11 protein-coding genes are annotated in these 12,774 nt (G+C 46.8%); 4 read left to right on the plus strand and 7 right to left on the minus strand.

Translation table 11 applies throughout. The features are described from left to right. Positions 1-65: 65 nt before the first annotated feature. The 4 genes from XMG59_RS01005 (at position 66) to nhaD (ending at position 4,903) form a co-directional block, all read left to right on the plus strand. Positions 66-932, plus strand: coding sequence for a hypothetical protein (locus XMG59_RS01005; protein WP_173498069.1), 867 nt, complete (start codon positions 66-68; stop codon positions 930-932). Positions 933-936: 4 nt separating this feature from the next. Further along, positions 937-1,557, plus strand: a complete 621-nt coding sequence (locus XMG59_RS01010) for a glutathione S-transferase family protein (RefSeq protein WP_173498070.1) — start codon at positions 937-939, stop codon at positions 1,555-1,557. A gap of 162 nt (positions 1,558-1,719) precedes the next feature. Then, positions 1,720-3,477 (plus strand): DEAD/DEAH box helicase, encoded by a 1,758-nt coding sequence (locus XMG59_RS01015; protein WP_173498071.1) that lies wholly within the window; start codon positions 1,720-1,722, stop codon positions 3,475-3,477. Positions 3,478-3,658: 181 nt separating this feature from the next. After that, the gene (gene nhaD / locus XMG59_RS01020) at positions 3,659-4,903 is read left to right on the plus strand and encodes a sodium:proton antiporter NhaD (protein ID WP_173498072.1); all 1,245 of its coding nucleotides are present in this window, start codon (positions 3,659-3,661) and stop codon (positions 4,901-4,903) included. 218 nt (positions 4,904-5,121) lie between these two features. Here the strand turns inward: nhaD and XMG59_RS01025 are convergent, their stop codons facing one another. The 7 genes from XMG59_RS01025 to XMG59_RS01055 form a co-directional block, all read right to left on the minus strand. Next, positions 5,122-5,400: a GIY-YIG nuclease family protein gene (locus XMG59_RS01025; RefSeq protein WP_371743706.1), complete on the minus strand. Its 279-nt coding sequence runs from the start codon at positions 5,398-5,400 to the stop codon at positions 5,122-5,124. A 23-nt stretch (positions 5,401-5,423) separates the two neighbouring features. Next, positions 5,424-6,881 carry a hybrid sensor histidine kinase/response regulator gene (locus tag XMG59_RS01030; protein ID WP_173480862.1) on the minus strand — a complete coding sequence of 486 codons (1,458 nt, stop codon included), beginning with the start codon at positions 6,879-6,881 and terminating at the stop codon, positions 5,424-5,426. 72 nt (positions 6,882-6,953) lie between these two features. Further along, positions 6,954-8,324 (minus strand): hypothetical protein, encoded by a 1,371-nt coding sequence (locus XMG59_RS01035; protein ID WP_173480861.1) that lies wholly within the window; start codon positions 8,322-8,324, stop codon positions 6,954-6,956. Positions 8,325-8,565: 241 nt separating this feature from the next. After that, positions 8,566-9,999 (minus strand): siroheme synthase CysG, encoded by a 1,434-nt coding sequence (gene cysG / locus XMG59_RS01040; RefSeq protein ID WP_173480860.1) that lies wholly within the window; start codon positions 9,997-9,999, stop codon positions 8,566-8,568. 10 nt (positions 10,000-10,009) lie between these two features. Continuing rightward, positions 10,010-10,633, minus strand: a complete 624-nt coding sequence (locus tag XMG59_RS01045) for a phosphoadenosine phosphosulfate reductase family protein (protein ID WP_173480859.1) — start codon at positions 10,631-10,633, stop codon at positions 10,010-10,012. Continuing rightward, positions 10,630-11,109 (minus strand): DUF934 domain-containing protein, encoded by a 480-nt coding sequence (locus XMG59_RS01050; RefSeq protein ID WP_173480858.1) that lies wholly within the window; start codon positions 11,107-11,109, stop codon positions 10,630-10,632. Before XMG59_RS01050 ends, XMG59_RS01045 begins: the two co-directional genes overlap by 4 nt. Next, positions 11,096-12,751, minus strand: a complete 1,656-nt coding sequence (locus tag XMG59_RS01055) for a nitrite/sulfite reductase (protein WP_173480857.1) — start codon at positions 12,749-12,751, stop codon at positions 11,096-11,098. The genes XMG59_RS01050 and XMG59_RS01055 overlap by 14 nt, the downstream gene beginning before the upstream one ends. Between the last annotated feature and the right edge of the window lie 23 nt (positions 12,752-12,774).

Consider the following 12,774-nt stretch of genomic DNA (forward strand, 5'->3'; position numbering starts at 1 on the left):
ATTGTTGCTGTAATAACGAATAACAACCCTGATTCGAATCAGTCGCCTGTTAAGGACACACCACTATGCAACGCGTCATTATCGCTCTTATTCTGATTATCATTGCAGTATCGACTTACCTTTTCCTGAACAAACCGGAAATAACCACTGACTCCCAAACCGGCGAAAGTGTGCAACCACAAAGCACCCCCTCACAACAGACCGTTGCAGAGACTGAAAAAGCGGCTAAAAAGGTCATTAAAACACTGACTGAAGAGACCAAAGATGAAGCGCTCGATATTAAACAAGCGAATAACTTTGTTACCGGTGATCAACTGCTAGAACTACCCAACATGAAGAGTGAGGCTGCTCAAGTAGAGACCATTCAGACAGCTATGGAGGCAACTGATGAGGCTCAAACCCAGGGTGTACAAACCTCAACTCTGGTTGTTAAGCAGCCACTCGTCAGCACTGAATCGGTGAAGCCTGATCAGATGATGAAACTCATCGCTGAAGACAATGTTATCAATACCAAAACACTGTCACCCGGAGACAAAATTCGTCTTAAAGAGCTTCTATCTAATCCTGACATCGCTGCCGGCAGTGTCTTCTACATTCATGCGGTAACCCCCAACGACATGCAAGGGCTCTGGGGCATATTGCAGCGCGGCCTGACCAACACCTTCCGTGAAGGGATCAAGCTCAGTGGTGAGAACGGACAAACGCTCATCGCAGAGATTCCAGAACTTGCTGACGAAGTGCTTGAGAATCAGCGCTCCTCTTTCTTAGGCGAGTTCCTCTACTCTAAGGTGAACGACATCTACATTTACAACTACCAACAGGGGATGCTGGGACAGGATCCAGATCTGATTAAACCCGGTCAACAGTTGGTGATTGTTAGTTATAGTGAAGAGGAGCTGATTAAAATTTACCAACACTTCACACGAGGCTAATCAGATGATCGATTTCTACACCTGGGGCACACCAAACGGCCATAAAATCCGAATCATGCTTGAAGCCTGTGGTTTCGAATATCAACTCCATAGAGTCGATATTCTTAACGATGAACAATTCAAACCTGAATTTCTAGCCATCAGTCCCAACAACAAGATACCCGCCATCGTTGATCATGATGGTCCTAATGGCGAGGCTATCTCCCTATTTGAAACCGGTGCCATCCTGCTCTATCTCGCCGAGAAAAGTGGCCAGTTTATGCCCACAGAACCTAAAGCCTACTGGCAAGTGATGCAGTGGCTAATGTGGCAGATGGGTGGATTTGGACCTATGCTTGGACAGGCACACCACTTCAATAAATTTGCACCGGAACCTATCCCCTACGCGGTTGATCGCTACTGCAAAGAGGCTCATCGTCTTTGGGGTGTTCTGGATAAACAACTGGAAGGTCGCGACTTTGTTTGTGATCAACTGTCGATTGCTGACTTTGCAATCTTTCCATGGGCGAATCGCTTTGAATTTCAAAAAATAGAACCTGATCAATACCCCAACGTGGCCGCTTATATTGAGCGAATGAAGTCCTTTGACTTTGTCTCTAAAGGGCTAGAGATGCCTAGCTCATAATGTTCAGGCCCGCTTTCATGGCGGGCCTTTTTGTTGATTAAAAAATAAACAGCTGGCTTATTAGCCTAAAGTCTGTATAATTTGCGCCTCTTTCAACGATCCTCCACCTGCTTTTGACTTATGGGCCGCGGGTAACGGGATCCCCTAAAAGCAGGAAATCTGATGTCTGATACTGATCAGCCGATCACATTTAGTGATCTTGGCTTAAGCACGCCTATTCTCGAAGCACTCTCTGACGTAGGCTATGAAACACCCTCTCCTATCCAAGCCGGCGCTATTCCAGCCCTTCTTGATGGCCGTGATATTCTAGGGCAAGCGCAAACGGGTACTGGTAAAACAGCCGCCTTCGCTCTGCCACTTCTACAGAACGTCGATACTAGCAAGATCCACCCACAGGTATTGGTACTTGCTCCAACTCGCGAACTCGCCATCCAGGTAGCTGAAGCCTGTGAAAAGTACTCTAAGTACATCCCTGGTCTGCGTACACTATCAATCTATGGTGGACAGGGTTACGACACACAACTTCGCTCTCTACGTAAGGGTGTGCATGTCATTATTGGTACACCAGGCCGTGTCATGGACCATGTTCGTCGCGGTACTCTTAGCCTAGACAAACTCAAGTGTTTGGTACTGGATGAGGCGGATGAGATGTTACGCATGGGCTTTATTGACGATGTAGAGTGGGTGCTTGAGCACACACCACCTACTCGTCAGATCGCACTCTTCTCGGCGACGATGCCACGTGAAATCAAAACGATCACTGAGCGTTACCTACAAAAACCTGTGCACGTAAAGATTCAAAGCAAGACTGAGACAGCCAGCACCATTCGCCAGCGCGTTTGGGAAGTTCGCGGGCTCTCTAAGTTCCAAGCGTTAACTCGCCTACTCGAGATGCATGAGCACGACGCAGCACTGATCTTTGTTAGAACTAAGACAGCAACTGAAGAGCTATCAGAACAGCTTATTCAGGCAGGCTTCTATGCTGCTGCACTGCACGGTGACATTCAGCAAGCACAACGTGAACGCGTTGTGGGCCGTCTAAAGTCTGGCAAACTTGATGTTGTCGTGGCGACCGATGTCGTAGCACGCGGTCTTGATGTTGAGCGTATTAGCCACGTTATTAACTTCGATATCCCTTACGATGTTGAGTCTTACGTACACCGAATTGGTCGTACAGGACGTGCAGGTCGTCAAGGTGATGCGGTTCTTTTTGTGACTCATCGTGAGCGCCGTTTGCTTAAGTCGATTGAACGCCACACACGTTCAACACTTGAAACACTGGAACTTCCCGATGCTAAAGCTCTGAACCAATTGCGTTCACAGCGCCTAAAAGAGCGTCTTGTTAATGCGATTGATAAACCACAGACGGCTGACTTCCATAACTTGATTACGGAACTCGTGACAGAGAGCGGTATTACAGCCTCTGCCCTAGCCGCTGCTGCGCTTCAGCTTATCTATAAAGATAAGCCCTTCTATCTTGATGAGAAGGAGCCCAGCTTTAAAGAGCGCCCACGTCGTGAACGCTCTGATCGTGGCGAGCGCGGTGAAAGAGGTGATCGTAAACCTCGTCGTGACTCTGGTGCAGACGAAGGTAAGACCCGTTACTGGATCGGCGTTGGCCACCAACAAGGTGTTAAACCAGGCAACATCGTCGGTGCGATCGCAAACGAAGCGAATATCAGCAGTGATCTGATTGGACGTATCAGCATCAGCGAGAACTTCTCAACGATTGATCTTCCAAATGATCTTAAGCATGCACAATTGAAGAAAATTGCCGATGCTCGTGTCTGCGGCAAGCAGTTGTCGATTCGCCCATGGCAGGATGAGATGTCAGGTAAACCAACGCGTCGTAAAGGACCACCGCGCGACCGCAACAGCAAACCTAAAGGCAATCGCAAACCACGCGCAGAAAAAGCCTAACGGTATCCGATACTCAGCCCAAGGGGCTGAGTATCCTCCTCTACCCAACTATAAGCTTATGCAAAACCAGTCTTAAAAACCCACCTAATACGTTGATTTATTAATAATCAAATCCAACTAAAGTAGTAAACTGACGATCCTTTAGAGGCACAGCTTTGCCAATATCAGATAAGGATTATCTATGCTCCACTACACTCTCATCGCTTTTGCTCTGATTGCACTGTTAGCCATTGTGTTTGAAGAGGTGATTCATCTAAACAAAGCGAAATCGACTCTGTTTCTAGGCACGCTCTCTTGGATATTGATCTTCCTGTTTCCTGAACAAGGTGTTACGCCTGAGCAACTCAGAGGTATGCTCAATGAAAACCTTTTAGATATCGCAGGGCTTTGGCTATTTTTAATGTCCGCGATGACTTTTGTCGCCTTTTTAAACCATCAAGGACTGATTGAGACGCTTATATATCGGCTACTACCCAGTCAAATCAGTGAACGCAAACTCATCTTTCTGGTCGGCATCTTCTCCTTTGTCTTTTCAAGTCTTTGTGACAACATCACAGCCACCCTGGTCTCCATTGCCTTGGTACTATCGCTAGGTTTAGAGAGACGTAAAACCCTTAGACTCTCTGTGCTTGTTGTATTTGCAGTCAACTCTGGTGGTGTATCCCTGATTACCGGCGATGTGACCACATTAATGGTATTTCTAGCCGGCAAGGTAGAGATTACTGACCTACTGCTACTTTCAGTACCAGCCTTCGTAAGCACCATGCTGTTAGCGGCCATGCTCTCTAGACCCTTGGTAGGTCAGGTGATTATTACCCCTACCCCTCGCAAGGACGACAAGGTCGGTAAAGTCATTGCAGTTATATTTCTAGCAACCATTATTTCGACCATTATTCTCAATATTGTTGCGGGCATCCCACCGGTTTTGACCTTCCTTTTTGGACTATCCACCATGTTTCTGCTGGGCCGTTTTCTCTACGAAGAGGACACTCGTGAAAACCTGTTGGACTACGTTAGACGCATCGAGTTCGATACATTGATGTTCTTTTTGGGTATTTTGCTATTGGTGGGGATGCTCAAAGAGATTGGAACACTAGACAGTTTAGTAGGCATCTATCAGGTCCTACCCATCACCGTTGCAAACTTTGCGATGGGTGTCTTCTCAGCCTTTGTCGATAACGTACCTTTGACAGCGGCACTGCTCAAGTCTGGAGTAGAGATGTCTAAAGCCGAGTGGTTATCCTTAACCTATTCTGTGGGTGTTGGGGGGTCGCTGTTGGCAATTGGGTCAGCAGCCGGCATCGTTGCAATGTCTAAAGTGGATATCCTAAATTTCGGAAGCTATGCACGCTACGTCGTCTATCTATCGATTGCGTTTTTAGTCGGTTACCTGAGCAGTTATCTTTTAGGTAGCTATTTCGTCTAACGCATAATGAAAACGGGCGACACTCCTACTGTTAACCATAACTTCTAAACAGTGAGTTGCCGCCCGCTTAGCCGAAAGCAATATTTCGACTCGTAATACCCTTCAAACCCGGGCCAGGTAAGCCAACCGCTGAATATCAGCTTCAGACTTTTCACTATTCAGTTTAGACCCATGGGTCTGGAGTTCAACTGAAAAAAATTCCATTCAGTTAGCTAAGATCATCCTAACTGACACGACCCTATTAATTGAGTTTTTTGCTGTAAAGTCATCCGCTTAATTGCGTATTCGCGCTGCGTGGCACTTGAACGATCTGCATGTTGCTCATGCCAGATAAGCTCCACAGGTCGTCTAGCTCGTGTGTATTTAGCGCCCCCAACCAGTTCACCATTGTGTTGACGGAGTCGTCTAGTGGGATCCGTGGTTACCCCTGTATAGAGGGTTTTATCGGAACAACGAACGACGTAAACAAACCAGTGAGACAAGCCAAACGCACTCAATAAAGATTAGAGCCTAGATATAATCACACCCTTAGCTGTAACTGCAACAGAGCGTTTTGCAAAGATTCAGAGGTGATCGGTTTACCCATAACGACATCAGCGCCAGCCTTTAACAACAGATCTCGTTCGTTACCGACCGTTGCGGCGGTTACTCCTAACACCTTCACATCACTTCCTGTCGCACGAATCGCTTCGACCAACTCATAACCGTTCATCTCCGGCATAAAGATATCCGTTATGATCAGATCCCATTTCTGTTCATTAAACAGATCTAGAGCCAGTTGGCCATTTTCCACAAGAACAGGGTTAGCCCCCAATTTTTGCAGTAAGTTTTCACTAAGCTTTCTGAGCATCAAATTGTCTTCTGCCATCAAAACACTCAATCCCTCGAGTGAAACCATCGATGCTGTCTCATCCGGGGTTGCTGACTGCTTAGGCTCAACCGGCATATTGATTGTGAAGCAAGCACCTCCTAGCGCCTCACTCTCTTTTACATTCAGAGTTCCGCCATTCGCTTGAATGATCTCACGACAGATTGAGAGCCCTAATCCGGTTCCATCCGCATCTGTATCGCCTCTTTCAAAGGGTTCAAAAATCGACTCATACTGAGAGGTAGGAATACCACGACCATCATCTTCAACAGAGATACGAAGCTGATGCATAGCCCCCTCATCGGCTGATGAAGGAGTAATTACTTCGACCTGAACTTGAACCATACCTCCTTGCCCGTGCACAACGGCATTCTTAACCAAGTTGGTTAAAACCTGTCGAATACCCCGCTGATCGAGATTGAATTGATGACCTGCCATATCATTCGATTTAACCGAGCATCGAATCTGTTGATTATCGAGCATCGTTTTAAGTGGTGTCAGTGATCGCTCTACTATCTCTATAGGACGAGCATTAGAGAGCTCTCTCTCTTGAATCAGTTCTGGTTCAACCACCGATCGTAAATCATCCAATACCGCTAGCAGATGCTGACTGGTAGAGCGAATATCACCAAGTGACTCTGTAATCGCCGCATTGTCCGCTTCCAACATCATATTCAGTGCCGCAGCCGGTGTTCGAAGTTCATGACCAATAACAGCAAACATCTGTTTCTGTTTTTGCAGCGTCTCTTCTAACCGCTTAACAGCCTGACTGCGCTCAGTAAGCGTAACCTCAAGTTGATGTCTTAGCAGAACATCATCTGTACGATTGATGACTGCGCCGCTAAACCCCTGCAATACACCCTCTTTCACTTCAGGACGAGCATTCAACTCAAGGTAACGCCTCTCACCAGAGGGGAGTAACAACTCTCTCTGAATCTTTTGAAAATTATTTGATTGCCAATTGTGGAGTCGATTTTTAAGCTGATCCTCTCCACTATCCGCAGCGATACGTGTGTTGATATCCTCTTGAGTAATTGTTGGATACTGATCTTTAGGGAGATCATAAAGGGATCTAAAGACATCATTCGCCGTTACGACACCGTTAATCAAGTCACTGTGAAAGAGTCCTATATCACCATATTCAGAAACATCGTTAAGCTGCTGCAGTACTTTTTCAGTCCGTTAGACCGACTCTGCAAGTGCCAGCTCCTTCTCTTTAATATCCGTTACATCCTGTGACAGCTGAATTCGAATCAGTTCACCCTTTGCATTGGTGTGCTCCGCAATCGTCGAATTTCTAACCCATTTAGTTCTATTCAACGCCTCTATGAAGAGCGGGTACTCAACGACCGATCCTATTTGAGTAAGCGCTTCTGTAATTTGATTGCGATATCTAGGCTCAGTAGCATTTAATCTAGCCTTACCGACCAATGGAGCAACATTCTCATTAGGGGGTTCAATTATCCAATGAGCCGTCTGATGATTAACGTTCTCCTCTATTAGCGCTAATTTAGAGGTGGTTAATGCTAAATGGAGTTGTCTGTCTAGAGCCTCTATCTTGGATAGCTGACGATTTCGAACGGTTAACTGATGCCAAATCCACCAGGCAAACAGAGCTGACAACAGTGCAACAATCAATAAGAGTAAGCCGATGTATGTCTGAACGTGTCTCTCGGTAAATATAGAGAGAGGCTCATTGATGATTGTGACTGGCCCCTTAAGATTGGACGTATCAGCCTGCCAACGCTCTAGCTCGTTGTAATCTAGAATGAAGCGCTTTTTAGGTGGTTCATAACCTTCAGATTGACCATAAGCCAATAGTGCTATCTTTTGACCCAGCTCTTTAGAAAGGGTCATATAGCCACCTAAACCACCGGCCTTAAGGCTTGAACTCTGCATCGATATCAAAGGGGCTACATCAAGATCAACGATCGGTTTAATTAGCTGTACCGGCAATCCATCATCCGAGACCGAACCAGCACCACGCCCTACCCATAAAATGACTCGATCTGCAGGAAGCTGTTTTAATCTGGATAGGGTCTCATCAAAACTTAACGACTCATCAAGTAGGGTTAAATCAAACTGATCAGCAAAGTTAAAATCCCATAGATCTTCAACCTCTACTCTACGTGAGGCTGGGGCAAGAACAACCAACTCTTTGATGTTTGGAAATAGCCTTGGGATTGAATCCAGCGTTTTCTCTAGATCAAACAGCTCCCCTTTCGAAAAACCGGGAAGTGCAGACATGTTGGTGTTAACACTAACAACGTCAATTGCATTGGGTTGCTTACTGGAGAGACCCTGAGCGACTCGCAGGGCAAAATTGCCTTCGGCGATGATCGTCGCGGGTAGTTTAGGGTAATTTTTATAAAGGGAATCGATATTGTGACGAAGGTAATCCGGCTCACTTCTGAAAGCATCCAATCGGTGGATGTAAACCTCTTTTTTGAATAACTCAGATTGATCAAACAGCAGCTGATACTGCTCATCAATAAATCCCTGAAAAACCTCTTGCTGAAAAGGGATCTGTTCGTGGCCAGTAAACAGAATCATTATCCGATTAGGATCCACTGGCTTATGGGACGCCGAAGTCGCTGTTAATGGGATTGAGATCAGTAGAGAGAACAACAACTGGGATTTAGCTTTTGCAAAATATTTGCAAAACGCGACGCATAAATAAAAACAATAGTTCAGCATGAATAATCCAACACCTAACCTAAACAGTTTCGAGCATCATTAACTTTGATGCCTATCTACTGTGGGTTAAGCAAAAGCCATGCCAACCTACAAACTATTAAGCGGAAAGTTGCTGTACCTGCTCTAAAGCATGATTAGCCTCTTGATGAACCTCACCAAACCAGGCCAGTTCTGAGTGAAGCTTAACCACCTCGCCGACGATGATGATGGATGGCGCGGGAAGTTGGGCACTCTCTTGTAGATCGGATATTGTCGATAGTGTACCGGTTAACACTCTTTGATCCTTACAGGTACCACGAGAGACAATGGCGACCGGTGTAGAGGCTGAACGACCCGCACCCATCAATCCCGCAGAGATTTCTGGCAAAGTGTGCAATCCCATATAGAAGACCAGCGTCTCATTCGTAGCTAATAGATCTGAGAAATCTAATTCTGCTTGTCGGCTCTTTAACTGCCCGGTTACAAATCGAACGGATTGAGCAAAATCGCGGTGAGTTAAAGGAATACCCGAGTAACTACTGCAGGCACTGGCCGCTGTAATGCCTGGCACTACCTGAAAAGGCACTCCCTGCTCTGACAAGGTTTGAAGCTCTTCACCGCCACGGCCGAAGATGAACGGATCCCCCCCTTTTAGGCGGACCACTCGCTTACCCTGTTTCGCATGTTTGACTAGCAGCTCGTTAATCCCCTCTTGTGGCAAGGTATGTTGATCACGGCGTTTACCCACAAAGATTAAATCGGCATCTCGACGACAAAGATCCACCACCTCCGGTGAGACCAAGGCGTCATACAACACCACATCGGCCTGCTGCATCAAACGCAGTGCTTTAAAGGTCAGTAGTTCAGGATCCCCTGGCCCTGCGCCGACCAGATAGACTTCACCCATTGGTGCTTTATCTTCGGCCGCTTCAATCGCTGACCTAAGTAACTGCTCAGCCTCATCTTGCTGTTCTGCAAATACCTTTTCGGCGACAGGGCCTGACAGTATCTTCTCCCAAAATAGGCGACGACCATCAACGGTGGAAAATTTCTGTTTCACCTGCTGTCTAAACCGTCCCACCAATGCACCTAAGTCGGCATAGCCTTGAGGGATGAGAGTCTCCAGTCGTGCTCGAAGATTTCTCGCTAAGACCGGTGCTTTACCCGCCGAAGAGATACCGACAACGATTGGGGATCGATCGACAATAGCCGGAAAGATAAACGTACAGAGTGCAGGACTGTCTACAACGTTGACCGGAACATTAGCAGAACGCGCGTCAAAAGAGATCGACTCATTGAGCGACTGATAATCGGTCGCGGCGACGACCAAGACTCTGCCTTGCAGTAGAGATTTACGATACTTACCTAGCTCAACCTGACCACCCTTCTGCTCAACCAGCATTTTCACCTCTTCACACACCTCTGGTGCTATAAGATGAATGAGCGCGCCAGCACGTGTTAATAGCCGTGCTTTACGCAAAGCCACGTCGCCGCCACCTACCAGTAGAACAGGTCGGTTTTTAAGATCAAAAAAGAGCGGTAAATATTCCATAAGAGTGGCTCTACAGTTGCGTATGAAGCCCGCACTCACGGGTCTCTAGCGCTTTAGTTGGATCAAAATAGTCATGCTCATTCGGCAAATTGTGTTCTAGCAGATAGGACTCAAGTTGAGCCTCTGTCAGCTCAAACAGTGGCGCCACCTTCAGCACACCATCTTTTGATTGGCTTAAGACGTCCAGTGACTGTCTAAACTCAGTCTGATCTTTTCGAATGGCGTTAAACCAGACGTCCGGCTTCAGATCAGTAAGAGCCCGCTGAAATGGCTCGATTTTGACCTGCTGTGTAAAGGTTTCATGCAGTGGGCTATCCACGTCAGGGATGCCACCCATGACCACATTACGATGCGCTGCTGTTTGTGCTGGCACATAGGTAATCACATTCAGATTTAGGTCTTGGATTAGCTTTTCGGCGAAGCGGTAGGTCGCCGAGGTGTTGTAACCTGAGTCAACCCAAAGCACTTTAATATCCGGTTTAATGGAGGTCACTAGATGCAGAATGACCGACTCATAGGGACGAAAATTGGTCGTAATAATCGGGTTATCACCCTGCTCTAGTGCCCACTCGACAATCGCTTGAGGGGTTGCACCGGCGAGTTGTTGATTAGCCTTTTTAATATCTAAGCTCATAATGTCTGCCTATAGATGGGTTGGTCGTTTCGCGCATCAGCCTGATAGTGCACGGAAATTTCTTGATAGGCTGTTTGGGCTTGTTCAGCATCGATCGGAGCCTGCAACAGCACTGAGTCAAAGCCACACCGATAGAGATAATCCAGTCGATCACGGCTCACCTCACCGCTGGCACGTATCTCACCCTGGAAACCTTCACGACGTAACAGGCGAGCAAAACTGAAGCCTCTACCGTCGCGTAGCGCTTCAAAATAGATTTCAACCAGCGATACCTGATTTAAACGTGGAATCAGATCATCCAGTGACTCCTCACTGCTGAGTCTGACGCCCAATCGTTCCTGAGGTTGTGCAATCGTCACGTGTTCAATAAGCTGAGTAAATGGTACAACGATGGATGACTCTGTAACGTCTGATAACTCTTCCTGAAAAACCCAAGGGTCATCACTGACTAAGGTTTTATACTTAAGCAACGGCATAGATTCTCTCCTTAAATGGCTCAACGCCTAGTCGGCGCACGCAATCGATAAACAGCTCATCACCCTTTCGTAGTTCCACATAGGTTTCTAGAAGACGTTTTAACGTATCGGCCACCTCATCAGCAGCGACAGCGCGTCCCAGCACTTTACCCAGTGATGCATCGGCTTCGCTCGATCCACCCAGTGTAATTTGATACCAATCCTCGCCCTTCTTATCGACGCCTAGGATACCGATATGGCCCACATGGTGATGGGCACAGGCATTAATACATCCCGACATATTGAGGCGTATATCTCCAAGATCATGCAGATAATCAACATCATCAAACGCATCATTAATCTGCTGAGCAATGTTCAGGGTTTTTGCATTGGCCAAAGAACAGAAATCAAACCCAGGACAGACAATCATATCGGTTAGCGTGCCGATATTGGCACGAGCTAAATTTGCATCACTGAGCGCTACCCAAACGGAGTACAAGTTTCTCTGATCAACATCGGCCAATAGAAGATTTTGATGATGCGTTGAGCGAATCTGTCCAAAGGAGAAACGATCCGCCAACTCTGCTACCAGATCCATCTGCAAAGCTGTGATATCACCCGGCGCCCCTAACTGCGGCTTAAGGGAGACGGTCACTGCACGATAGCCAGGCACTTTGTGCTGATGCGTATTTCTCTGATACCAGTGTTTAAACTCTGAATGGGTCTCTAGATAGTGATCCAATGTCGTGTCAGCAGCCGCTTGAGCGTTGTAGTCATGTGGCGTGAAGAAGTCACTGACCCGTTCAATCTCCTCTTGAGTAATTTGCAAATCACTCCCTTTGAGATGCTGCCACTCCTCTTCGACAAGATCACGAAACGCATCAGCACCCAGCGCATCAACTAATATCTTAATTCGAGCTTTGTACTTGTTATCACGACGCCCCTTTAAGTTATAAACCCTTAGGATTGCCTCCAAGTACGAGATCACCTCATTAGCGGGTAAGAACTGACGAATCACCTTACCTATTTTCGGTGTGCGCCCTAAACCACCGCCAACTAATACCTCGAAGCCTAGCTCGCCTTGAGCGTTCTTAATGAGGTGCAACCCAACATCATGAACTTGAGTGGCTGCACGGTCTTCTGGCCCTGAGGTAATGGCGATCTTGAATTTTCGTGGAAGATAGGCAAATTCAGGATGCAGAGTCGACCACTGTCGAATCAGCTCACACCAGGGTCTAGGATCAGAAATTTCAGTTGCGGAAACGCCAGCAAAGTGATCAGTGGTCGTATTTCGAATACAGTTGCCTGAAGTCTGGATCGCATGCAGCTGAACCTTTGCGAGATCCGCCAAAATATCAGGCACCTCTTCAAGTTTTGGCCAGTTAAATTGAATATTGGTACGCGTCGTAAAGTGACCATAGCCTCTGTCATATTTTCTAGAGATCGCAGCCAAAGCTCTTAACTGAGTCGAGGTCATCGTTCCATAGGGAATAGCTACCCTAAGCATAGGTGCCTGTCTCTGGATATAGAGACCATTCATCAGACGGAGTGCTAGAAACTCGTCATCACTCAAGTTCCCTTCTAGGTACCGCTTGGTTTGATCGCGATACTGTTCAACACGCTCATCAACGATCTTTTGATCAACGTCGTTATAGATATACATCGTCTACCCTAACCCTTTACTGA

Origin of the sequence: Marinobacterium sp. xm-g-59 (assembly GCF_013283315.1) — a bacterium.
In the GTDB taxonomy this organism is placed as follows: domain Bacteria; phylum Pseudomonadota; class Gammaproteobacteria; order Pseudomonadales; family Balneatricaceae; genus Marinobacterium_E.